Genomic DNA, 23166 nt, shown 5'->3' on the forward strand with positions numbered 1-23166 from the left:
CCACGGGCGATTAAAATCACACTTAGGTTAACCCGCTAGCGTGCCGTTCCGGAAATTACACAGGAAACGGGGCTATTTTTTGTCCATATCGGTGGGATCTATATCACTATCAAGGGCGTCCCACATCACGCGGCCAGAGTCGGAGGAGGTTTCCAAATCCTCCTCCAGCTTTGCTTGTCGTGCCGCCGGGGTTTCGTATTTGCTAGACGCCTTCGCCTTATCCACGCCTGGATTGCGCGCAAGCATGACTGCACCGAAGAGGGCCGCTGCCGCACCTATTAGGGCCAGAATTGGGCCCAGGGAATGCACCTCGGTGGAAACGACCGTGGCCCAGTCAGAAATCTGGGCAGAGTCTACGGCGTTTTCATTGGCCGAGGCTCCCTGCAGGATCTTCTGGGCGCGCTCGGCGTCCGCGCCCGCAGTCAACAGGCTCACCGGGGTCCATGCACTAGCCGCGGCCGCAAGAGCGCACACGATGCCCACTACTCGCCTACCTACGCGACGCAGCGCCATCCCTGCGACGGCACCAGCTACCAGAACTAGGGTCAAGGCCATGATTTCCAGCGACCAAGCCGAGCCGATGATGTCATTGGCCGCAGAGCCGGCCTTGTCGTCTTCGCTGGCGGCTACCACCCACGTAGCACGGGAGGACAGCCACACTACGATGGCTCCTACAGCGATAAGTAGTGGTCCAAGGCGTCTAGCCTTCACGGTTGCCCTCCTAGGAGATCGGTGGCGTCAAAGCACGTGCGGTCACCGGTATGGCAGGCGCCGCCGCGCTGCCGCACGGTCAGCAGAATAGTATCTCCATCGCAGTCAAGGCGAACGCCCAGCACCTCTTGGGTATTTCCAGAAGTTTCTCCCTTGACCCAATATTCATTGCGCGAGCGCGAAAAATACGTTGCTTTGCGGGTGGCGAGGGTATGGGCCAAGGCGTGGTCATCCATCCAGGCCATCATCAGCACCTCACCAGACTCAGCTTGGGCAATGGCCGGCACCAAGCCTTGGTCATTGCGCTTGAGCTGCTTGGCGATGTCCCCGTTAAGTTCATAGTTGCCCGGGGTACTCATCGGCGCACCTCGTAGCCCGCAGCGTCCAAGGCGTCTTTCACGTCGCTGATTTCTACCTCACCGAAGTGAAAAATACTTGCTGCCAAGACGGCATCGGCGCCGGCTGCAACGGCTGGTGGGAAATCCGCGGCTTTTCCCGCGCCGCCAGAGGCGATAACGGGAATGATCACCGCTGCGCGCACGGCGCGCAGCAATTCAAGGTCAAATCCTTCCTTTGTGCCATCGCCATCCATTGAGTTGAGGAGGATCTCCCCTACGCCGAGTTCTTCGCCGCGGCGTGCCCATTCGATGGCGTCGATCCCGGCCGATTCCGTACCGCCGTGCGTGGTCACCTCAAAGCCGGATGGCGCATACTCTTCGCGGCACCGGCGAGCATCAACAGACAGCACGATGCATTGGGCCCCGAAAATCTCAGCCATTTCGCGCAGCAGTTCCGGATTCTTAATGGCCGCGGTGTTCACGGAGACCTTATCTGCCCCGGCGCGCAATAGTTCTCGGACGTCATCAACGCTGCGAACTCCGCCACCCACCGTCAAGGGGATAAATACCTGGTCTGCGGTGTGGCGCACGACCTCGAGCATGGTGGAGCGGCCTTGTTTAGAAGCAGAGACGTCCAAGAAGGTAAGTTCATCGGCTCCTAGGGCGTCATAACGCGCGGCCAGCTCTACTGGGTCACCGGCATCGCGCAGGTTGTCAAAGTTGATGCCCTTGACCACGCGGCCTTGGTCCACGTCTAGGCAGGGGATCACGCGTACGGCTACAGCCATGGCGGCCGCCTCCTTTGAAGGTTTAAATTTTAGCGGTGAAAAGTACCGGTATGACGAGACAGGATATCCACGATGGTGGCATGGACCTGCGGGGTACCTGCCACCATGCCGCGTGACTGCGCAGTCCACGGGTTTCCGTCCGGATCGGTAACAACTCCACCGGCTGCCTGGATCTGCAGTGCACCCGCGGCGTTATCCCAGGGGTGCGGAGAGAAGTTAATCGCACCATCGAACACACCCTGCGCGACGAAGGCATTATCAAGCCCCACAGAACCGGTCATTCGCGGTCGCAGTCCGGTCTCGCGCAGCTCATGGAAGATTTCGGTAGGCAGGTGGGAAGAGCAGCCCACGTGGCCGCGTGCTTCATCAAATCCCATTGCTTCGTCCCCTCCTCCGAAGCCAGTGGCAGGCCCACCTACTGAGCGCAGTGGGGAGCCATCGCAGGTGACCAGACGGCGCCCCAGGAGCGGGAAGTCAGATACCGCGGCGACGGGCGCACCCTCATGAATGAGCGCCACCAGGATGCCGGCCATGGGGTTTCCGGCAGAGTAGTTCGCGGTACCATCGATCGGATCTACCACCCACACGGTATCGAGCACGCTGCCGCCCGATTCTTCTCCATAGACCGGGATACCGGTCATCTGGGTCAAGATATCGCGCAGCTGTTGCTCGATGACGAGATCTACCTCGGTGGCAAAATCTCCTTGCCCCTTAAAACGGGCGGGCGCAGCTCCGAGGCCGGAGCGAAAAATGGGTTCTACTTGGTCTACGGCCGCCTCCGCGAAGGCCACCAACTCGCGGGGTTCCATCATGGCTTAGTTGTCCTCAGGATCGAAAGGGTCAATGGTTTCTTCCGCCGGCAGCGGCTCTACCTCGGCCACCGCAGCGAGTGCTTCGTCGAGGGTGAAATTCCCTTCGTACAGGGCCTTGCCAATAATGGCGGAATCGATGCCCTCATTTACATAAAGCGCGAGCTCTCGCAGGTCTTCCACGCTAGAAATGCCACCGGAGGCGGTGATCTTTGCCTCCGTCGCCATCGCTACCTCGCGCAGGAGCTCAGTATTGGGTCCGGTGAGCGTGCCGTCTTTAGACACGTCGGTCACCACAAAGCGCTGGCATCCGGCAGCGTCCAAGCGCTCGAGTACTTCCCACAGGTCGCCGCCATCAGAGACCCAGCCATTGCCGGCAGTACGCCATTCGCCGCCTTCCTCGCGCACGGCGAGATCCACGGCGACCTTATCGCCAAAGCGCGCGAGGATGTCCTCGATCCATTCCGGCTGCTCTAGAGCAGCCGTGCCGATACTAATGCGCTGCGCGCCGGTAGCCAGCGCGCGCTCCACCGCGGCATCATCCCCTATGCCGCCACTAAGCTCCACATTTACGCCCAGCTCACGAGTAATCGTCGCCATTTCTTCGTGGTTGGAGCCTCGACCAAAGGCCGCATCCAAATCCACAAAGTGCAGCCAGTGCGCGCCTTGGGACTGCCACTTTTGCGCGGCATCGCGCGGGGAGCCGTACGAGGTTTCGGTGCCTGCTTCGCCTTTATCTAGGCGCACGGCTTGGCCTTGAGATACATCGACTGCTGGCAAGAGCGTAAAAGTCATATTCTTCATCCTACCTAGAGCGTGCGCATCCAGTTTTCCAAAAGCTGTGCACCGGCGTCCCCGGATTTTTCAGGGTGGAATTGGGTCGCCCACAGGGCGCCGTTTTCTACGGCCGCGACGAACCTATCGCCCGCGTGCTCGGCCCAGCTCACCTGCGGCGGACGGGTAATTTCTGTTTCCAATTCCCACCGGCGAACGCCATAGGAATGCACGAAATAAAACCGCTCGTCTTCGGCCAGTCCGGCAAACATATCGCTGCCGACGGGTACCTCAACGGTATTCCACCCCATATGCGGCAGCACCGCAGACTGCAGCTTTTCCACGGTGCCGGGCCACTCGCCGCAGCCGGTGGAGTTGATGTTGTGTTCCACTCCGGCGTCGAAAAGCACCTGCATGCCTACGCAAATGCCCAACACCGGCCGCTCTCCTGCCAAGCGCTGGCCGATGACTCGAGGGCCCTGCACCGCCCGTAGCCCGCGCAGGCAGGCAGCAAAGGCACCCACGCCGGGAACAAGCAGACCGTCCGCTTCCACCGCTTCCTTGGGGTCTGCGGTGACGGTAACGTCCGCGCCTACCCGCTCCAGCGCGCGCTGGGCCGAGCGCACATTGCCCGCGCCATAATCCAATAATGCGACCGTCTTTGCCATGGGCTATACCTTACGCATGCGACGCAGGCGCGTCCGGATATCGTTGGTTTCGCTCACACGGGTGCGCCCAAGGATAAAATCTGCCAACGTCATCACAACGCCGGCGACGAGGATGACCACGCCGGCCCCAAAAGCCCCTGCGTAGCCGTAGCCGGCAACCAAGGCGCCCAAGAGGGTCGAGCCCAAGCCAGTGCCGCCGTCATAGAAGATATTCCAGATGGCCGAAGCCTCCGAGACGCGCTCGCGCGGCAGGCGGTCAAACATCGACAGCAGGGCCTCATTTTGCGCAATACCGAAGGCACCACCGAAGAGGAAGGCACCCAGCACGAGCCACCACACGGAACCGTCGAGGTACAGCGGGACGGCGATGGCGAGCACGCCCACGATGGCCATGATCTGACTGGGGATATACAGACGGCCTGGGGTGCCTACGCGGTCTGCCACCATGCCGGCAAAGTAGCGGAAAATCATGGCGGCGCCGCCCACGATGGACAGCATGAAGCCGGCCAAGCTAGCGCCGCGCTCGGCATCAAGTTCTTGCACCGCCGGCGGCAGGAAGGATGACACGGCGCCATAGCTCATTGAAAATGTCGTTAGCGCCAGCGCAGGAACGAGCACCAGCTTCCACGTAGGAACGCGGATCAGGTTCGGCTCCTCTTCAGTATCGGAGGCGAGGGTGACCTTAATCTTGGGAATGCGCAGGCACAGACCAAAGCCCACAAAGCCAATGATGCCGGCGGTGATATACGTCGAGGCATAACCCAGCTTTTCCGCCATGATCAATCCCAGTGGCAAAAAGACCATCTGGCCCAGGCCGGTAAAGACACCAATCATGCCAGTAGCCTTGCCCAGCAAGCGTACGGGCGCCAGTTCCGCAATAAGCGCGGACTCAGAAACGGTCAGCGCGCCAAAGCCGACGCCGCGCATGGCAGAAAAGAGCAGGACTACCCAGGCATCAGTTCCCAGTAGGTGGCCAAAGGCAGGTACACCCAGGGTGAAAGCGGACAGCGCCATCACACGGCGGTAGCCCCACCGGCGCAGGAGCCATGGGGAAATGATCTGGGTCAGCACGGTAAAGGCCATGAAGATGCCTGTGGATGAGCCCGCCAAGGTCGCTGAGCCACCAGAGTCAATGACCGCTAGCGGCACCACTGGAAGGAGGATGGACCACGCACCGAAGGCCGCGGCGATAGCCAACATGGTCGCGGTATAGCCCGGAACCTTCCAGATATTAGTTTCTTGGGTTGTGCTCATTTACCAAACGCTCCTACCATCCACGAGATTGCTGCTACCACGGTGATTGCGGCCAAAAGAGAGGCTACTACTGTCATTGCCTTCGACCCCTGTTGGTAGGCAGACCATGCGCCTCCCACCAGCATGCCAGCTACGAGGAAGAGGACCAAGATCATAAAGTGCATGCGTTCTAGAGTGCTCCCTTCGTCGATGGAATTCCAGTCTGGCGGGGGTCGAATTCCACCGCACCGCGCAGCGCACGCGCGACGGCCTTAAACTCCGCCTCCGTAATGTGGTGCGGATCCCGGCCATAACGCACGTTGAGGTGGAGCGTAACCCCAGCGTGGGTGGCGAGCGTTTCAAAGAAGTGGCGGTTTATCACGGTGGCGTAATGCCCACCGATGGTCTGCCACTGCAGGTGCTCTGGTTCGCCGTTCATGACGAAATAGGCGCGACCAGAAAAATCCGCAACTGCTTCCACCAAGGCCTCATCCATGGGCAAAAGCTGGGAGCCAAAACGGCGGATGCCGGCCTTATCCCCCACCGCCTTACGCAGCGCGGTGCCGAGCACGATGGCGGTATCTTCCACAGTGTGGTGGGCATCCACCTCCACATCGCCCTCCGCCTGCACGGTGAGATCGAAGCTGCCATGAGTGGCAAAGGCCGTGAGCATGTGGTCAAAGAAAGGCAGTCCGGTGGAAATATCGCTGTGCCCCGTGCCATCGAGGTCAATGACCACAGAAATCTGCGATTCCGACGTCGCCCGCTGGGCGCGCCCTACGCGGTTGCTCATGCTTCGCTCCTTCCATCTGCGACCTGGGAATCAGCCACTACTGTATCCGCAAGGTCCTCGGCTACGGCCAAAAAGGCTGAATTTTCTTCTGGCAGCCCCACGGTCATGCGCAGGTGGCCCGCGATGCCGACATCGCGGATGAGCACTTCTTTTTCTAAGAACTGCTGCCACACGCGGTGTTGGTCAGCAAAGCGCCCGAAGAAAAGGAAGTTGGATTCGCTCGGCAGGACGATATAGCCCAGTTCGCGCAAGCGAGCGGCCACCCGCTCGCGTTCGGCGGCGATCTTTTCCACGGTGGCGAGCGTATCCGCGCTATGGCGCAGCGCCACCGTCGCCGCAGCTTGGGAAAGCACGGACAGGTGATACGGCAAGCGCACCAGCATTACGGCCTCCACAAAGGCCGGGTCCGCTACGAAATAACCGAGGCGGCCGCCGGCAAAATCGAAGGCCTTAGACATGGTGCGCGAGACCACCAGCTTCGTGGGGTATTTATCCAGCAGCGTCACAGCAGATGGCGAGGAAGAAAATTCGCCATAAGCTTCATCGACGATGAGGATGCCCGGGGCGGCGTCGGCAAGCGCGGCAATATCGTCCACGCTGGTCACCCCACCGGTGGGGTTATTCGGCGTAGTCACAAAGATGATATCCGGCTGGTGCTGCGCCACAGCTGCGAGCGCCCGATCCATATCAATGCGGAAATTCTCATCGCGCGGGCACTCCACAAACTGCGTATGAGTCCCATCCGCGAGGATAGGGTGCATGGAATAAGACGGGGTGAAACCGAGCACGCTGCAGCCCGGACCGCCGAATGCCTGCAACAGCTGCTGCAGAATCTCATTCGAGCCATTGGCCGCCCATACCTGTTCAGAGCCCACGCGCACCCCGGTTTGTCCAGAAACGTAGTCCGCCAGGGCCTGGCGCAGCTCCACCGCATCGCGCTCCGGATAGCGATTGAGCGTGGTGGCAAGGCGCCGAGTCTCCGCCACCAAGTCATCCACTAGCGCCTGCGAGGGAGGATAAGGATTTTCGTTGGTATTGAGCTGGTAGGCCACGTGGAGCTGCGGCGCCCCATAGGCAGACTTGCCGCGCAGCTCCTCGCGCAGGGGAAGATCATTCAAGTGCGTCATTTACTTCTCCTCGAATCGGGCGCGGATAGCCTCACCGTGGGCGGGCAGCCCCTCGGCCTCCGCAAAAGCGATAACGTGCGGGGCAATCTCTTCCAACGCAGCTCGGTCATACTCAATAAGGTTGACCGGCCGCATAAAGGTATGAGTAGACAGGCCGGCAGAAAAGCGCGCCGTACCGCAGGTGGGCAATACGTGATTGGAGCCGGCCGCGTAATCTCCAAGCGGCACTGGAGCAAAGTCCCCTACAAAGATGGCACCGGCGTGCTTAATCCGCTCGGCCACCGCGCCGGGCTCTGCGGTGTGGATTTCCAGGTGCTCAGCGGCATAGGCATTGGCCACCGCCACCGCTGCGTCCAGGGAGTCGACCAACACAATTCCGGATTGCTCGCCGCCTAGAGCTTCGGCCGCCCGCTGCGCATTAGCGGTGGAGCCGTAGCGCGCTTCTACCTCCTCCTTCACACGCTGAGCCAGGCTTGGAGATGCCGTAATGAGCACACTCGCGGCCATCGGATCATGCTCGGCCTGGGAGATGAGGTCATAGGCCACATACACCGGATTCGCGGTCTCATCAGCGATAATGGCAATTTCGGTCGGCCCGGCCTCGGCATCGGTGCCCACCACGCCGCGCACCAACCGCTTGGCCGCGGTGACGAAGATATTTCCAGGGCCGGTAATCATGTCCACCGGGGCTAATTCGGCGTCATCATCGCCGTAGGCCATCAGCGCGATGGCTTGGCCGCCTCCTACCGCCCAGACCTCCTCCACGCCCAGCATCTGGCACACGGCTAGGACCGTGGGGTGCGGCAGACCGCCGAATTCCTTTTGTGGCGGCGAGGCTACCACTAAGCTTTCCGCGCCGGCCGCCTGTGCTGGCACGGCGTTCATAATCACTGAGGACGGATAGACCGCCTTGCCTCCCGGCACGTATAGCCCAACGCGCTCGATGGGGCGAAAGACCTCGGTCACCGTGGCACCTGGTGCCAGCTCGGTGGTGTGCGCGGCCGGCTTTTGCTCGGCGTGAACCTTGCGAACCCTCTCGATGGAGGCCTCAATCGCTTGGCGCACCTGCGGGTCTAGGCCGGAAGCGGCCTTCTCCAACTCCGCTTGGGGCACCTGCAGATGGGCTGGGCGCACGCCATCGAATTGCTCGCCAAAATCCAAGGCGGCCGCAGCGCCTTCGTGGCGTACTCGATGAACCAGCGGCGCCACCTTGTCCACCACGGCGGCGACGTCGGTGCCACCGCGCGGCAAAACTCGCCGCAGCTGGGCGGGGCGTAGCTCGTGGCCACGCAAATCGATGGTGCGAAGCATTCCCGTATCCTCTTCTGCCTATCGGATTTCTGTTATTAAACCAATATCCTAATGGTCAAACGCCAGCGAGGGGGCCGGTTTGGGCTATAGACTCGGTGTCAACACAGCTTTAAGGTGGTGGCAGCGATGAGCGAGATTGAACCCTCTCTTCTGCTCGCGCATGCCTGCACCATCGCCCGCGATAATGACGTGTCCTGCTGGGCGCTGCCTACTGGCGAGCTTCTCGTTCCGCATGCGGCCGGTGGCTCCACTTTCATTTTTGTAGACCAGCTGGAAGAACCGGTGCTCCACCTGCACACCAGCCCCCGCGGCGGCGTCGATCTCAGCGAGATCTCCGAGCTCGCGCACTTAGCCAACGAGTGGAACCACGATTGCCTCTCCCCGGCCGTCGTGGTTGATTATGACCAGCCCGACTGCGTGAGCGTGTCCGGCCATAGTTATCTGCCAGCCGATACCTCCCCCAGCCGCGAACAGCTCGCAGCATTCCTCCTACCGGCGCTGCGCAACGCGGAGGTCCTCATGGATCTGCTCGCTCAGTCGCACCCCGGCCTCGTGCGCGAAGCCTCACCGGAGCTTGCCCCGCTTGCCGACGCCCCCTTAGAACCCTTCACCCTCGATAGCGTGGCCGAGATCCTGCCGCTTATCGGCATCCAACGCTTCCAAAGCGACGGCGCCACCGCCATCTACGCCTGGGTCAATGACGTCCTTTTCGCCTTCGCACTGGACAACGGGCCCAGCCTCATTATCAAAGGGCATTGGGACCCCAGCCTGGACGAGGCGGAATTTACCCGGCTATTCCTCATTTGCAATGACTGGAATCGCGCCCACCACGGCACCGTGGCATTTTGCCACCACACCTCCGAGGGCCTGCAGGTGCGAATGGATGCCGCCACCATTACCGCCGCGGGACTTACCCGGCCGCAACTTTTTAGCGCCATCGGCCGCGGGCTCAAGCACATCCTGCACGGCATCGATGACATCGCGCACGAGGTAACCGGCGCCTCCCCCGTCGAATGGCCTTAGCCGCGCACATCACCAATCTTCATCGGCACTCACAAAGGCCGTGGACCAATAGGCAAACATCGCCATAAAGGGCGCGACCGCCCACGAGATGGCCGGGGAGAAGTTTGGGGCGAACTCAACGACTTCCCCTGGGTTTTCGGGCGGATGCGTGGCGGTGACCCCGCCAAAGACATAAAACGACGCCGCCCCGGCAAGGGCACATACGCCGACCCACAGGAGCATCGACAAGCCCCGCCCCTGCCGGCGCAGATACGCGCCCAACCCCAAGAACAAACCAAGCAGGCCGGTAATGAGGGCAAAGGTGATAAAGGCGATGAACTGGGCGCTTCCCATTGCATCGATGGCATAACCGCCGTCATCCACCTCATGGCCGGTAAGTGTTGGCCGGAAAAGCCCCCACAGCGCACCGGCCACGCCATAGACTAAGAGCGCACACGCGAGTAACCCCGCACCGAAACCTAGGGTGCGGGGTAACCGATGATTAAACAGAGACAACTTAGTTACAGAAGGTCCAGTTGCCATTCTCGCGGCGGAAGCGGACCGTGGAGGTCTCGGTGCCCTCGGAGTTGGACACGCTCACGGTTGCAGAAGCATCGTCGCCATTGACCACAACGTCGTTGACGGACTGCAGCTTGGTCGACTGCGGGATGGACTCCAGCTGGCCAGCGAACTTCTCTACCTCGGGGTTGCCACCGCCCTGCTGGCGCATGGTGTTGGCGTACTCAGCAAAGGACTGGTTCGGCAGGCTATCGACGTACTGCTGGTACTGGCCGAACTCCTGGGACTGTTCATCGCGGACTGCCTGGCAGGCGTGCTGCGGCATGTAGTTGAAGTATTCCTTCACATTATCGATCTCGTGCTGGCCGCGAACCAGCTGCTCGATGGCCTGCTTATCGCCATCATTAGCGGCCTGGCCGCCTTCGATCGGCTTGATATCCTTCGCGCCAGCGAAAGGATCCTCCCCATTGTTCAGCGGGTTAGCCAGCTGATCGGGCCCCTCGGCAGCGCCGTCCTCGCCTTCTTGGCCTTCTGCACCCGCAGCGGCGTCCTTCTTTTCGCCGTCCTTATTCTGATCCTTTTCTTTGTCCTTGTCCTTGTCCTCGGACTTATCGGCATCTTTGCCCTCGGACTTATCTGCAGACTTATCCTCAGAAGACTTGGATGCCGTGGTGGCGGCCGCCTTCTTGGAGTCGTCATTGTCATCCGAACCACACGCAGCCAACGCCAGCGGGGTGACCAGCGCAACTGCGATGAGGGACTTCTTTGCAGGGGTCAAAAAGGACAAGGGAAAGCTCCTGAATCAATCTTGCGAGTGTGAAGCCGCCCCAAGGGCGGCCTCTTATTTGTCTTCGCAATACTAACAACCCGACGATGGAAATGACATTGAGACTCCGTTAAAAGAACCTGTGAACTACCGTCCCCCGGCCAAGTCCGTACAATTGCCAAGGTGCACATAAACCGCGAGAGTATTATCGACGCCGCTCTTTCCCTGCTTGATGCCTACGGGCTTGGCGACGTCACCATGCGTCGCGTTGCTTCCTCCCTCGGCGTCGCCCCCGGCGCGCTCTACTGGCATATTGCCAATAAACAGGCGCTCATTGCAGCCCTAGCGGAGGACATTATCTCCCCCGTTTCTGGGGAGTCGCTCGAGGCTATCAGCCTCAATCTTCGTGATTTGCTGCTCGCCCGCCGCGACGGCGCCGAGGTAGTCATTGCCGGCCTCTCCCTCCCGCAGGCCCCGGCCTGGGACCGCCTCTTGGCGGCCTTCACCGCTGCAACCGCTCACAGCACGCCCGCCGCCGACAGCGCCCACCGCGCCGCCGCGCTCTCCGCCATTCACCTCGTGCTCGGCGCCACCTTGATGGAACAGTCCCAACGCCAGCTTGCAGAAACCACCGGCGAGACTCCCGCCGCAGATTATCGCGCAGACCTCATTCGCGGCGTACGCATTATTAACGCTGGACTTACGCACGGCGCCGGCGACTAAAAAGTGGTTATGCTCGTGGGCATGAACACTCCCGCCATGGACGCAGTCCCCACGCCCACCGAGAGCTACGGCCGCCAAATCTGGCCCGGCAAACCCACCCCACTGGGATCCACCTTCGATGGATCCGGCACCAACTTTGCCCTGTTTTCCGAGGTAGCAGACAAAGTCGAGCTCTGCCTCATCGACAAGGAAGGCAACGAGGAACGCATCGAAATGTCGGAGGTCACCGCCCATGTGTGGCATATCTACCTCCCCAATGTCACCCCTGGCCAGCGCTACGGCTACCGCGTCTATGGCCCCTATGAACCAGAAAACGGCCTGCGCTGCGATCCTTCCAAGCTCCTAGTGGACCCTTATGCTAGGGCCTTCGACGGCGAATTCGACGGCGATGCCTCCCTCTACTCCTATGACATCCACGCCGAGGAACCTGGCACCGGCCGCAACGAGGAAGACTCGCTGGGCCACACCATGTTGTCGGTGGTGATTAACCCCTTCTTTGACTGGCGCAGCGACCACCGCCCGCATATTCCGGATAACGAAAAGGTCATCTACGAAACCCACGTCAAGGGCATGACCATGACTCATCCGGACGTGCCGGAAGAGCTCCGCGGCACGTATGCCGGCATGGCCCACCCTGCCGTCATTGACTACTTCAAAGAGCTTGGCGTTACCACCGTCGAGCTCATGCCCGTCCACCAATTCCTGCAGGACGATCGCCTGCGCAACCTGGGCCTGCGCAACTACTGGGGCTATAACACCTTCGGTTTTTTCGCCCCACACCATGACTATGCCTTTGCCAAGAAGCCGGGCGAGGTGGTCTCCGAGTTCAAGTCCATGGTTCGCGCCTTCCACGAGGCCGGCATCGAGGTCATCCTCGACGTGGTTTATAACCACACCGCCGAGGGCAATCACATGGGCCCGACCATTGCTTTCCGCGGCATCGACAATGGCGCCTACTATCGCCTCGTCGAGGGCGATGAGGCCCATTACATGGATTACACCGGCACCGGCAATTCCCTCAATGTCCGCCACCCGCACTCGCTGCAGCTGATTATGGATTCGCTGCGCTACTGGGTTACGGAGATGCGCGTCGATGGCTTCCGCTTCGACTTGGCTGCGACCTTGGCGCGGGAGCTTGACGACGTCGATAAGCTCGCTACCTTCTTCGACCTAGTCCAGCAAGACCCCATTGTCAGCCAGGTTAAGCTCATCGCCGAGCCGTGGGACATTGGCCACGATGGCTACCAGGTGGGCAACTTCCCGCCGATTTGGAGCGAATGGAACGGCAAGTACCGCGATACCGTGCGCGATTTCTGGCGCGGCGAGCCCGCTACCCTAGGTGAATTCGCCTCCCGCCTGACCGGCTCTTCGGACCTCTATGCCGATAATGACCGCCGCCCCACCGCCTCCATCAACTTCATCACCGCTCACGATGGGTTTACCTTGCGCGATCTTGTGTCCTATAACGACAAGCACAACGAGGCCAATGGCGAGGACAACCGCGACGGCGAATCTTTCAACCGCTCCTGGAACTGTGGCGAGGAAGGCCCCACCGATAACGACGATATCCGCAAGCTGCGCCGCCGTCAGGCCCGCAACTTCCTGACCACTCTCCTGCTTTCCCAGGGCACTCCTATGCTCTCGCATGGCGATGAATTCGGCCGCACGCAGGATGGAAATAATAACGTCTACTGCCAGGACAACGAGCTGTCATGGATGGACTGGTCCATGCTGAAGGAAGAAAAATCCGCCGCGATGCTGGGCTTTACCAAGCGCGTCTTGGCCATCCGCAACCACCACCCCGTCTTCCGCCGCAAGCGTTTCCTCGCCGGCGGCCCACTCGGCGCGGACGTCAAGGAACGCGATATCGCCTGGCTGGTTCCTTCGGGCCGCCTGATGACCCAAGACGACTGGGACCACGACTTCGGCCGCGCCCTCATGGTCTACCTCAATGGCAATGCGATTACGGAAACCACCGCCCGCGGCGAGCGCATCACCGATGATTCCTTCATCATGATTTTCAACTCCCACGACGGCGAAATCGAGTTCACCCTGCCCACCAAGGATCTCGGCGCTACGTGGCGGCTGATGGTCGATACCGCCGATTCCGGCGGCTACCCCGCGGAGGAAACCCTCATTGAGGCAGAGGGTACGATCACGGTGCAGCCGCGTTCAACGCTGATTCTGCGTCAGATTGAACCGCCCATCTTCGATTCCTAGAGAAAGGCCCCTCGTGTCATTTCCCGCGCACGGCGTACTCATCGATGTCACAGCGGATAAACTCGTGCTCCACCGCACCCTGCTGGCTACCAGCCTCGGCGCCCCCGCCACGCAGGATATCCCGCTTGAGTCCATCGACACCGTGCGCGTGAGTGAACCGACCGCCACCGGCTTCGGCGCCCTCGAGTTGGGCGCCGCCGGCACTATCGCCTTCGCCCCGCACCAAGACCCGCAGGCAGTCGCCCGCACCATTTCCGCCGCACAGCGCGGCGAGGCCCCCTCCTCCGCCGCCACCATCCCCGGCCTCGATTTCACCGCCGTGGACGTGGAAACGGCCAATGACAACTGGGGCTCGATCTGCCAAATCGGTGCGGTACGCTTCCGCGACGGCCAGGAGACCGACTCCCGGTCCTGGCTGTGCACCCCTCCACCAGGCCTAGAGCACTTTGCCGATATCAACGTCTCCATCCACGGCATTACCGCGGACGATGTGAAAGGAGCGCCGGCTTTTGCCGACGTCGCCAAGGAGCTCTTCGATTTCCTCGGCGGCGACGTGCTTGTCGCCCACAACGCCCAGTTCGATTCCACCGCACTGCGCTCCGGCCTGCTTACTGCCGGTGCCGAGGTGCCCACCGTGCCGCTGGCCTGCTCCCTCGCGCTGTCCCGCGATGCCTCCAAGGCCAAGGTTATTTCGGTGCGCAACCACAAGCTGCCCACCGTCGCCGCCCACCTGTCTGCGCCGGACTTCAGCCACCACGACGCCACCGAGGATGCTCGTGCGGCCGGCGAAATCATCGCCCGTTTGGCCGAGCGCTTCGGGCACACCGGCAGCATCCGCGATCTATTCACCGCCCGCGAATTCACCTTGGGCCGCCTTGATTCCGAGGCCATCCTGCCCGTCCTGCGTGCCCACACGGCCCCCACCTCCGGCGCGGACCTCGGCGCAGGCACCGATTTCCGCGATGAGACCCGCGCGGCCGGTTCCACCAAGAAGAAGTCCAGCGGGCCCGCCCCGTGGCAGTCCGTCGCTACCCCGGACACAATCCCGGAGCCCAGCCCCGACGCCGACCCGGAAGGCGCACTCTACGGCCAGCACGTCACCCTCACCGGCGATTTCGAGCCCTACGATAAGGGCGTGCTGTGGCAGGGCATCGCCGAGCGCGGCGGCCAAGTGGCCAAGAACGTCACCAAAAAGACCACCCTGCTCATCGTGGGCGAATGGGCCAAGAAAACCTCCAAGGAAAAGCGCGCGGAGGAGCTGCAGGCCAAGGGCCAAGAAATCGATATCTGGCCGGCCGATAAGCTCTTTGCCGAGCTGCAACTCGACGCCGAGCCCCCCTTCTAGGCCCACCCGGGGAACCAAACAGCGGTTTCTCCAGTCCAATAAAGGCGACCGCACCCTACCGCCGCACTGGAGAACCCGCCGTGACCGTCGCCCTGCGCCCGCCCCGTCCCACCACCGCAAACCTGCTGCCTGCGCTCTTTGCCCGCTCGTGGCTGAAGGAACAGCGGCTTTCCGACGACGGCTTCTGCGACTCCCTCGCCACCATCCAGCTCTCCCCCAGCCTGTCCATGGCGCTGGTCTTTCCCGGCAAGCAGACCTTTCGCCGGCTCAGCCACCGCGGCCTCGCGGACATGGATATCTCCGCGCGCCGCGCATGGAACCACGCCTCCCATAACCTGCAGCGCGCCGCCCTCGATTCGCAAGGGTTGCGTTTTTGGACCCGCCCCGCGGCCTGCGAGCTTCCTTCCGCCGCCCGTTTCGCTGGCTTGCAGGTCCGCTCCCACGGCGCACCGATTTCCTCCTGGATTGCCCACCCGGAGACCTTTACCGTGCTGGACAAGCACATGCGCCGCCTCCTGCGATCGCACTCCCTGACCTACCTAGTTCCGGACTCCGCCACGCTCTTTGCCTTTGCCCACCTGCCGGACACCTATGCCCGCCAGCTGGCCGCCGATGCCGTCGCGCGCGTGCCCCGCCATCGCACCGTGCTCCACCCACGCCCGCTAGTATGGTCTAACGGATTCCCGCGGGAGTTATGAAAGGAGCACCATGCCGGAAAGTAGGATGTCGCGGCTGAGCAACCAGTACCACGACTGGGCGCGCAGCCACCCCACCGCCGCGGTGGACTTCCGCACCGCCATCGAGGACCTCCTCAATGACGCCGGCATCATCTTCGACCGCGTCTCTACCCGCGTCAAAACCTGGCCCTCACTGAAGGCGAAGGCCAAAAAGCGCCGCGAGAACGGCGATTTTGTCTATCCCCAGCCCTGGCAAGAGATCCACGATGTGATGGGCGTGCGTGTGACGTTGTATCACTCCACCGCTATTCCAGAAGCGCTAGGCGTTTTTGGTGAATCCTTTAAGGTTGAACGCTCCGTTGACAAAGCGGCCGAGACTCGCATTTCCGGCGGCTTTGGCTACGGCTCCCACCACCTGGTGCTGACTGTGACCGAAGATAGCGCGGCTGCAATGGAAGAGCTCGCCGCCTACGTGGGATGGACTTTTGAGGTGCAGATTCGCACCGTCCTGCAGCACGCGTGGGCGGAGTTTGAGCACGATATCCGCTATAAGCAGGGGCCGAACCCACCCTCGCCGGAGGTAGATCGTCTCTTTACCTTGGCCGCGGGGCTTATCGAGCTTGCAGACCAGCAATTCGATGAGATCGCCGCCCTCAAGGCCCCCGATACAGAAACCGACAAGGACGTCGAGCTTACCGCCGAGACCCTGCCGGGCGTGCTCGCCATCATCTTGGGTAATCGCTTCCCGCTCTCGCGCTCGGAGCACTACCGCTTCTTGGCGGAGCTCTTGGAGCAAAACGGCGTGCGCCACTTGGGTCAGCTTGAGCAGCTGCTGGATGATACCGCCATTGCTCACGTCCACGACGCCATGCGCTACCGCTTCCGCCCCGGCCAGGTGCGGCTTATCGACGACCTCCTGCTCAACAAGTTTGGCAAGCAACACATCGAGGCCACCGCCGAATCCGGCGACCGCCCGGGCCGCAAGCGGCGGCTTACTGCGCGCCTGAAAGCCCTACGCGCCGCCCACTAGCCGCGCAGTATGTTTCGGTAACTTACCGGAAACCGCCGCGGAATTTCTCTATGTCGCGGCGTTCCTTCTTCGTCGGCCGGCCGGCACCGCGCGGGCGCACGGGAACCGACGGCAGAAACTCCTTGGGCGGCGGCGGTGGCGCGTGGTCCGTATAGCAGGTACGCGCGACGGGCGCGCCGACGCGCTTAGCGACGGTCGCTAAAACCTCGAGGTCATGCTCATGGTGGTTGCGCCACACGCGCACGCGGTCGCCCGGCACCACCTGTTGGGAAGGCTTGACGGCCTCGCCGTTTATCTTCACGTGCCCGGCGCGCACGGCCGTCGCGGCCGCGGACCGGGTTTTAAACATGCGAACGGCCCACACCCAGGCATCGATCCTGACGGGGCGGCCGCTAGGTTGCGGTGCCGGCATCTAGTACTGGTTGTGGTTCTCGTTGACGATTTTCTGGATCTTCAGCCAGTTATAGCCGCCACCTGCGACGGCAACGATGGCACCAATTAGCATCCAGGCCCAGAAGTTAGCCGAAAGCACGCCGAGCACTACGCCCACACCAATGCCGCCGGCCACGCATACGACGGCGTTGCGGGAGTGCTTGCGCACCTGCTGCTTGCGCTGCGCAATGGGGTTATTCGGTCGCTGCTGCATAGTCATGGTCAGGATCCTACCTCAACCCACGCGCTGCCGGCCTCTGCCGCTTCGAGCTGTCCCTGCGAGATCGCCGCCAGCGTAGCTTCCAGCTCGTCCAGCCCACCCGGGCGCACGGCCAGCGTAAAAGTCACCGCGGCCGCATAGGCGGTATCGGTTATCTCATAGCCGCGCCCACGCAGATCCGCTTCCACGCGCCCAGCCGTCGCATGCGGGCACTCCACGGCATAAAGCTCCCGGCGCGCCCTGGTTACCGCGCGCACCTTCTCCATGGCCTCGCTCACCGCACCACCATAGGCATGCACCAGCCCGCCGGCGCCCAGCTTGATGCCGCCAAAGTAGCGCACGACCACCGCGCACACATCGAGCATGCCGGAGCCCTTCACCACGTCTAGCATCGGCTTTCCGGCCGTACCGGAGGGCTCGCCGTCATCGGAAGAGCGCTCCACCGGGTTCGCACCATCAACGTGGTAGACGTAGGCGGAGCAATGGTGGCGGGCGTCGGGAAAGCGGCTGCGGGCGGCGTCGATAAACGCGCGGGCTTCTTCCTCATTAGTGACGCGGCCGATCAAGGTAATGAACCGGGAGCGCTTAATCTCAATTTCGTGTTCAACCTGGCCCACTGGGCGACGATAAGAATCCTGCATTAGGCCACGAGGAATTCGTACTCGGGGGTGTCGGGCTTGAGGTACTGCACCGAAATCTTGGATTCTCCCATGCGCTCTAGCAGGCCCTCGAGATCCTCGGCGCGGCTAAGCTGCAGGCCCACCAGCGCAGCGCCCGTCTCGCGGTTATTGCGCTTGAGATATTCAAAGAGCGTGATGTCATCGGTCGGGCCCAAAATCTCGTGCAAGAAGTGGCGCAACTGGCCCGGCTCCTGCGGGAAATTCACCAAGAAATAATGCTTCAGGCCGCGGTGGACCAGGGAGCGCTCCATGATTTCAGCGTAGCGCAGCACATCGTTATTGCCGCCGGAAATTACGCACACCACCGTCGAGCCTGGTTCCAAGTCCACTTGGTGCAGGCCCGCTACCGACAGTGCACCGGCCGGCTCCGCAATGATGCCCTCATTTTGATACAGGTTGAGCAAGTCCGTGCACACCGCGCCCTCGGACACGGTATCGAAGCTCAGGCGCTCGCGATTGGCCTGCAAAATCTCATAGGGCAGCGCGCCTAGGCGCTTGACGGCCGCGCCATCCACGAAGGGATCGACCTCCTCCAGCGTGACTGGTCCGCCGTGGTCAAATGCCGCTCTTAGCGACGCCGCCCCCTCCGGCTCCATGCCCACCACCCGGGTCTGCGGCGCCATATCCGCCACGTAGGAGGTGATGCCGGAAATCAGGCCGCCGCCACCCACAGGAACGACGATGGTATCGAGCGACTTGCCCTTGGCCGAAAGCTGCGCCAGAACTTCCGCTGCGACCGTGCCTTGCCCGGTGATGGTATCGCGGGCGTCGAAGGGCTCGATGAAGGTGGCGCCGCGCTCGGCGGCGTCGGCATGCGCGGCGGCAGCTGCCTCATCGAAGTTGGCGCCGACCACCACCAGCTCCACCTGGTCGCCGCCATGGACCAGGATGCGGTCGCGCTTTTGCATCGGCGTGGGCTCCGGCACGAAAATCTTGCCGGCAATGCCCATCGTGCGGCAGGCATAGGCCACGCCCTGCGCATGATTGCCGGCCGAGGCCGTAACAATTCCCCGGCCGCGCTCTTCCTGGGGAACATTCGACATACCGTTTAACGCGCCGCGAATCTTATAGGAGCGCACGTCCTGCAGATCCTCCCGCTTGAGATAGACCTCGCAGCCCGTCTCGGCCGACAGCCGGGCGCAGTACTGCAGCGGAGTCGGGGCGATTTCCGAGCTAATCCGCGCCTGCGCCTGCTGGATATCGGATGCATGGATGGTCGAATCAGTCATGTCTTGACAGTCTACCCATTTACTGGAAATTCACTGTCCTTTAGTTGCAGCGTTACCTCGGTCAGCAATAGTGGACATAACCACAAGAAAGGAATACTTATGCTCAAGCGCATCTCTCTCTGCGTTACCTCCTCGCTCGTCCTCGCCTGTGCCCCGGCCGCTCACGCCCATATCGTGGATAACGTGCTGGAACACTCCGCCCCCAACGCGGCACTGCAGCTGACCCCCATCGGTTCCCATGAATCCGGCGTGCTGGGCAAATCCGCCGCCGAAATCGTCGCCTACCACGCTGCGTCCCAGCGCATCCTCACCGTCAATGCGCGCTCCGGTGAGGTCGATATCCTGGACGCCTCCGATCCCACTAAGCCGCGCAAGATCGGCGCCCTCTCCGCCGGTGGGGACAAGGAAATCAACTCCGTGGCCGTGCGCCCCGATGGCCTGGCCGTCGCCGCGGTGCAGCAGGCGGACAAAACCGATAACGGCGAGGCGCTGTTCTTCAATGCCGAAACCGGCGAGGAGCTTGGGCGCGTGGGCGTTGGCGCCCTGCCCGATAACGTGCACCTCACCGCCGACGGCCGCCACGCGCTGGTTGCCAACGAGGGCGAGCCTTCCGACGCCCTCAACGCCGAGGGCACCGCCTACCTCAAGGACCCAGAGGGCTCCATTTCTGTCATCAGCCTGCCCGAGGACGTCGCAGCGCCCGCGCTTGGCGACGTCCGCACGGCCGACTTCACCGCCTTTGACACCGCCGACCTCGACCCCTCGATCCGTGTCTTCGGCCCCTCCGAGCACCATAACCTGCCTTCGCGGGACTTCGAACCGGAATACATTTCTTCCGCGGGCGGCAAGGCCTATGCCACGCTGCAGGAAAACAACGCCATCGCGGTCATCGATATCGAGTCCGCCACCGTGGAAAAGGTAATCCCCGCCCATATCGCGGACCACTCCCAGGTGCCGCTGGATCCGTCCAATAAGGATGACGCCGCGGAGCTGCGCACCATTCCGGTCAAGGGCCTGTCCATGCCGGACTCCATCGGCGCCTTCGAGTCGGAGGGCCAGACTTATTTCGCCACCGCCAACGAGGGCGATGCTCGCGAGTGGGGAGGCTATACCGACGAAGTAGAGCTCAAGGACCTAGTAAAGGACGGCAAGGTCTGCGACGATCTCGAGCTTCCCGAGGGCATTGAGGATAAGAAGTTCGCCGGCAACCTCAAGCTCACCAACGCTTCTGGCTGGAACGAAGAAAAAGAGTGCTTCGACGGCCTGTATTCCTATGGTTCGCGCTCCTTTAGCATCTACGACGCCGAGGGCAACGTCGTCTTCGACTCCGGTGCGGACTTCGAGAACATCACTAAGGATATGCCCGGCCTGAACTTCAACGCTGATAACGAGGATCCGGATTTCGATGACCGCTCCGATAACAAGGGACCAGAGCCGGAAGCCTTGACCATCGGCAAGGTTGGCGATCGCACCTATGCCTTCATCGGCGCAGAGCGCGTGGGCGGCATCTTTGTCTATGACGTAACCACTCCCGCCGAGGCAAAATTTGTCACCTACGTCAACAATCGCGATTTCTCCGTTGGCTACGACGAGGACGATGTTGCTGCAACCACCAAGGCCGGCGACCTCGGACCAGAGGGTCTAGCCTTCGTTCCCGCCGCTGACTCCCCTGCCGAGGACGCCCTTCTCATCGCCGGCAACGAGGTATCCGGCACCACCACCGTGTTCTCCGTCAAGGACCTGCTTGCCGACGCCTCCGACAACCCCGACTCCCCTACCGCATCCGGCAGCTCCGACGGTTCCAGCAACAGCAGCAGCGGCAGCAGCGTCGCTGCCGGCGTGGGCATCGTGGCTGGTTTGGTAGGTCTTGGCGCCCTGATTGGCGGGGCGCTGGGCTTCCTGCCGAAGACCGTCGACGAGTTCTATGCGCTGTTGCCGGCGCAGGTGCGCAAGCTATTGCCATAGACCTTCCGGGATTTACCTGCTAAATTGTTTGAGGCTAATACCTCTCACTCTAAAGGAGAACCATGCGCAACCGTCTCAGCACTTCGCTCGTCGCCGCCACCGCCGTGGCAGCGGGCCTCGTTGCACCAGCAACCGCTTCTGCCGCAGAAGATAAGCCGAAGGAGATTTCGGCCGAATGCCAGGCCGAGGTCGACAACGCCAAGGAAGAGCACCTCAAGAAGATTGAGAGCGGCGAGCTCGGATCTTCCGCCCGCACCCCGCAGGAGCTCATGCAGGGCCTGGCCAACGGCTACGGCTCTTCCGGAATGCCAAAGGAGCCGGACTGCGTAGCCGAGGAAGCAGAGGCGCAACAAATCGAGGCACTCAAGCGCCTGCCTATCTGGGGTTCCTCTTCCCCAGAGAAGTTCCTCGAGGTCATGAGCTGGGTTACCGTGGCTGCCAGCCTCGTTGCCGCGCTGCTGCAGGCCTTCACCATGGTTGCCAAGGTGAACCCGGCCGTGCTGGAGCCGATGAAGAATGCCCTCAAGCAGCTGGGCGTGCGCTTCTAAGCACTGAATAATTTAGCCGCTCCGGAGCTCCGGAGCGGCTTTGTGTGTTTTAGAAGAGTTCGCGGGTAGCAATCTCCGCGCCCTCGACCAAGGACTGCAACTTCGCCCAGGCAATCTGGGGGTGCAGGCGGCCGCCCAAGCCGCAATCGGTCGACGCGATGACGTTTTCGGGGCCGACTACCTCAGCGAATTGGATGATGCGATCGGCCACGAGGCGCGGATGCTCTACCGCGTTGGTGGAGTGAGATACCACGCCCGGGTAAATCACAGTGCCTTCGGGCAGCGCGTGGTCCTGCCACACGCGCCACTCATGCGCGTGGCGCGGCGAAGCGGCCTCGAAGGAGAATCCGCCGACCTCGGCACGCAGAATTTCCTCGATGATATCCGCAAAGGGCACGTCGGTAACGTGCGGGCCGTGCCAGGAGCCCCAGCAGATGTGCAGGCGCGTTTGTTCCTTGGGCAGGCCGGCGATGGAATCATTGAGGACGTCGATGCGCTCGCGAATAAAACCGCGGAAGTCCTTCACGGACGGCTCGGGATTGATTTGGTCCCAAGCCTCAGCCAAGTCGGGCGCGTCGAATTGCACAGTAAGCCCAGCGTCGGTGATGGCCTGGTATTCGGTACGCATGGCGCGGCCGACGTCGGCAAGCAGCTCATGCTCATCGTCGTAGTAGCGGTTGGTCAGGCGCGCTGCCGAGCCGGGCGAAAGGGCGGCGATGAAGCCGGGGGTGCCGGCCGGGAGGGCGTCGGCAAGCAAGCGCACATCGGCGGCGACCTCATCCTGGCCGATGTAGGTTACCGGTCCGGTAAACTCTGGGTTCGCCACCTTGGCGCGGCCGGTGAAGATGCCAGAATCCGGGTCATTATAGGCCTCCGAGAACAGCGCGCGGTCGCGGCGATCAATAAACGACGTCAGCCGCGGCTCACCCGGCTTAGAGCGCACCACCTCGGCCGATTCCCAGCGGTCGGTATCCGTCATCGTCAGCCCGCCCAGGCGGCTAAACGAATAATTCCACCACGCGCCATAATCCACCGCGCCAGAGGTGATATGGCCGTACTCGCCCTCGTTAATGATATCGAGGCCGAGATCGAGCTGCCGCTTGACGACGTCCGCCACCGCAGCCTCCAAAATCCCCTGAAACTCCGCGGCCGGCAGCTCCCCGCGCTGCAGGTTGGCTTCCAGCAGCTCCGGGGTGCGCGGCAGCGAGCCGACGTGGGTGGTGCGAATCTTGTTCACCATCAGGTTTCCTCCATCGTT

General features: G+C 62.1%; 26 protein-coding genes. 8 read left to right on the plus strand and 18 right to left on the minus strand.

What is annotated here, in order from left to right; genetic code table 11:
* Window positions 1-72: 72 nt before the first annotated feature.
* Genes ACKFRX_RS08410 through hisD form a run of 11 tightly spaced genes read right to left on the minus strand, consistent with a single transcriptional unit; the run spans window position 73 to window position 8552 of the window.
* Complete coding sequence (locus ACKFRX_RS08410) at window positions 73-711, minus strand: TIGR02234 family membrane protein (RefSeq protein ID WP_005324612.1); 639 nt, start codon at window positions 709-711, stop codon at window positions 73-75.
* Window positions 708-1070 carry a phosphoribosyl-AMP cyclohydrolase gene (gene hisI / locus ACKFRX_RS08415; RefSeq protein ID WP_150851219.1) on the minus strand — a complete coding sequence of 121 codons (363 nt, stop codon included), beginning with the start codon at window positions 1068-1070 and terminating at the stop codon, window positions 708-710. Before hisI ends, ACKFRX_RS08410 begins: the two co-directional genes overlap by 4 nt.
* Window positions 1067-1837 carry an imidazole glycerol phosphate synthase subunit HisF gene (hisF, locus tag ACKFRX_RS08420; RefSeq protein ID WP_150851220.1) on the minus strand — a complete coding sequence of 257 codons (771 nt, stop codon included), beginning with the start codon at window positions 1835-1837 and terminating at the stop codon, window positions 1067-1069. Before hisF ends, hisI begins: the two co-directional genes overlap by 4 nt.
* Before the next feature lie 29 nt (window positions 1838-1866).
* On the minus strand, window positions 1867-2649 hold the full coding sequence (locus ACKFRX_RS08425) for an inositol monophosphatase (protein ID WP_179386689.1): 783 nt from the start codon (window positions 2647-2649) through the stop codon (window positions 1867-1869).
* 3 nt (window positions 2650-2652) lie between these two features.
* Complete coding sequence (gene priA, locus ACKFRX_RS08430) at window positions 2653-3441, minus strand: bifunctional 1-(5-phosphoribosyl)-5-((5-phosphoribosylamino)methylideneamino)imidazole-4-carboxamide isomerase/phosphoribosylanthranilate isomerase PriA (RefSeq protein WP_179386690.1); 789 nt, start codon at window positions 3439-3441, stop codon at window positions 2653-2655.
* Between the two features lie 14 nt (window positions 3442-3455).
* Window positions 3456-4088, minus strand: coding sequence for an imidazole glycerol phosphate synthase subunit HisH (hisH, locus tag ACKFRX_RS08435; protein WP_408919832.1), 633 nt, complete (start codon window positions 4086-4088; stop codon window positions 3456-3458).
* 3 nt (window positions 4089-4091) lie between these two features.
* Entirely contained in the window at window positions 4092-5342 is a 1251-nt protein-coding gene (locus tag ACKFRX_RS08440) for an MFS transporter (protein ID WP_250412573.1), read from the minus strand.
* Window positions 5339-5506, minus strand: a complete 168-nt coding sequence (locus tag ACKFRX_RS08445) for a hypothetical protein (protein WP_005324605.1) — start codon at window positions 5504-5506, stop codon at window positions 5339-5341. The genes ACKFRX_RS08440 and ACKFRX_RS08445 overlap by 4 nt, the downstream gene beginning before the upstream one ends.
* Window positions 5507-5511: 5 nt before the next feature.
* Complete coding sequence (hisB, locus tag ACKFRX_RS08450) at window positions 5512-6114, minus strand: imidazoleglycerol-phosphate dehydratase HisB (RefSeq protein ID WP_408919831.1); 603 nt, start codon at window positions 6112-6114, stop codon at window positions 5512-5514.
* Window positions 6111-7241, minus strand: coding sequence for a histidinol-phosphate transaminase (locus ACKFRX_RS08455; protein WP_408919830.1), 1131 nt, complete (start codon window positions 7239-7241; stop codon window positions 6111-6113). Before ACKFRX_RS08455 ends, hisB begins: the two co-directional genes overlap by 4 nt.
* Window positions 7242-8552: a histidinol dehydrogenase gene (hisD, locus tag ACKFRX_RS08460; RefSeq protein WP_408919829.1), complete on the minus strand. Its 1311-nt coding sequence runs from the start codon at window positions 8550-8552 to the stop codon at window positions 7242-7244. It abuts the gene before it with no gap.
* A gap of 126 nt (window positions 8553-8678) precedes the next feature.
* Between hisD and ACKFRX_RS08465 the strand changes: the two genes are divergently transcribed.
* The gene (locus ACKFRX_RS08465) at window positions 8679-9575 is read left to right on the plus strand and encodes a hypothetical protein (protein ID WP_408919828.1); all 897 of its coding nucleotides are present in this window, start codon (window positions 8679-8681) and stop codon (window positions 9573-9575) included.
* Window positions 9576-9584: 9 nt separating this feature from the next.
* Here the strand turns inward: ACKFRX_RS08465 and ACKFRX_RS08470 are convergent, their stop codons facing one another.
* Both ACKFRX_RS08470 and ACKFRX_RS08475 read right to left on the minus strand, forming a co-directional pair.
* Window positions 9585-9989, minus strand: coding sequence for a hypothetical protein (locus ACKFRX_RS08470; RefSeq protein ID WP_284820201.1), 405 nt, complete (start codon window positions 9987-9989; stop codon window positions 9585-9587).
* A gap of 82 nt (window positions 9990-10071) precedes the next feature.
* Window positions 10072-10860, minus strand: coding sequence for a hypothetical protein (locus ACKFRX_RS08475; RefSeq protein ID WP_408919827.1), 789 nt, complete (start codon window positions 10858-10860; stop codon window positions 10072-10074).
* A 162-nt stretch (window positions 10861-11022) separates the two neighbouring features.
* Between ACKFRX_RS08475 and ACKFRX_RS08480 the strand changes: the two genes are divergently transcribed.
* From ACKFRX_RS08480 to ACKFRX_RS08500, 5 genes are all read left to right on the plus strand, one after another.
* Window positions 11023-11562, plus strand: coding sequence for a TetR family transcriptional regulator (locus tag ACKFRX_RS08480; protein ID WP_250408685.1), 540 nt, complete (start codon window positions 11023-11025; stop codon window positions 11560-11562).
* 21 nt (window positions 11563-11583) lie between these two features.
* Entirely contained in the window at window positions 11584-13782 is a 2199-nt protein-coding gene (glgX, locus tag ACKFRX_RS08485) for a glycogen debranching protein GlgX (RefSeq protein WP_408919826.1), read from the plus strand.
* Between the two features lie 13 nt (window positions 13783-13795).
* A complete protein-coding gene (locus tag ACKFRX_RS08490; protein ID WP_408919825.1) occupies window positions 13796-15127 on the plus strand; it encodes an exonuclease domain-containing protein in 1332 nt (443 codons plus the stop codon).
* Window positions 15128-15207: 80 nt separating this feature from the next.
* On the plus strand, window positions 15208-15825 hold the full coding sequence (locus ACKFRX_RS08495) for a hypothetical protein (RefSeq protein WP_408919824.1): 618 nt from the start codon (window positions 15208-15210) through the stop codon (window positions 15823-15825).
* 10 nt (window positions 15826-15835) lie between these two features.
* Window positions 15836-16834: a GTP pyrophosphokinase family protein gene (locus ACKFRX_RS08500; RefSeq protein WP_250409992.1), complete on the plus strand. Its 999-nt coding sequence runs from the start codon at window positions 15836-15838 to the stop codon at window positions 16832-16834.
* Between the two features lie 22 nt (window positions 16835-16856).
* Here ACKFRX_RS08500 and ACKFRX_RS08505 read toward each other — a convergent pair whose 3' ends face one another.
* Genes ACKFRX_RS08505 through ilvA form a run of 4 tightly spaced genes read right to left on the minus strand, consistent with a single transcriptional unit; the run spans window position 16857 to window position 19395 of the window.
* Window positions 16857-17246, minus strand: a complete 390-nt coding sequence (locus tag ACKFRX_RS08505) for an RNA-binding S4 domain-containing protein (RefSeq protein WP_408927662.1) — start codon at window positions 17244-17246, stop codon at window positions 16857-16859.
* Window positions 17247-17486, minus strand: coding sequence for a hypothetical protein (locus ACKFRX_RS08510; RefSeq protein WP_005324573.1), 240 nt, complete (start codon window positions 17484-17486; stop codon window positions 17247-17249).
* Between the two features lie 2 nt (window positions 17487-17488).
* Window positions 17489-18127, minus strand: coding sequence for a YigZ family protein (locus ACKFRX_RS08515; RefSeq protein WP_005328833.1), 639 nt, complete (start codon window positions 18125-18127; stop codon window positions 17489-17491).
* Window positions 18127-19395, minus strand: coding sequence for a threonine ammonia-lyase IlvA (ilvA, locus tag ACKFRX_RS08520; protein WP_408927663.1), 1269 nt, complete (start codon window positions 19393-19395; stop codon window positions 18127-18129). Before ilvA ends, ACKFRX_RS08515 begins: the two co-directional genes overlap by 1 nt.
* A gap of 99 nt (window positions 19396-19494) precedes the next feature.
* Between ilvA and ACKFRX_RS08525 the strand changes: the two genes are divergently transcribed.
* A complete protein-coding gene (locus ACKFRX_RS08525; RefSeq protein WP_408922069.1) occupies window positions 19495-21360 on the plus strand; it encodes a choice-of-anchor I family protein in 1866 nt (621 codons plus the stop codon).
* A gap of 62 nt (window positions 21361-21422) precedes the next feature.
* Window positions 21423-21908 (plus strand): hypothetical protein, encoded by a 486-nt coding sequence (locus tag ACKFRX_RS08530; protein ID WP_005324567.1) that lies wholly within the window; start codon window positions 21423-21425, stop codon window positions 21906-21908.
* 49 nt (window positions 21909-21957) lie between these two features.
* Here ACKFRX_RS08530 and ACKFRX_RS08535 read toward each other — a convergent pair whose 3' ends face one another.
* Window positions 21958-23148, minus strand: coding sequence for a cobalamin-independent methionine synthase II family protein (locus tag ACKFRX_RS08535; protein WP_316980810.1), 1191 nt, complete (start codon window positions 23146-23148; stop codon window positions 21958-21960).
* Window positions 23149-23166 lie beyond the last annotated feature (18 nt).

The organism is Corynebacterium tuberculostearicum, assembly GCF_046097465.1.
Classification (GTDB): domain Bacteria; phylum Actinomycetota; class Actinomycetes; order Mycobacteriales; family Mycobacteriaceae; genus Corynebacterium; species Corynebacterium tuberculostearicum_I.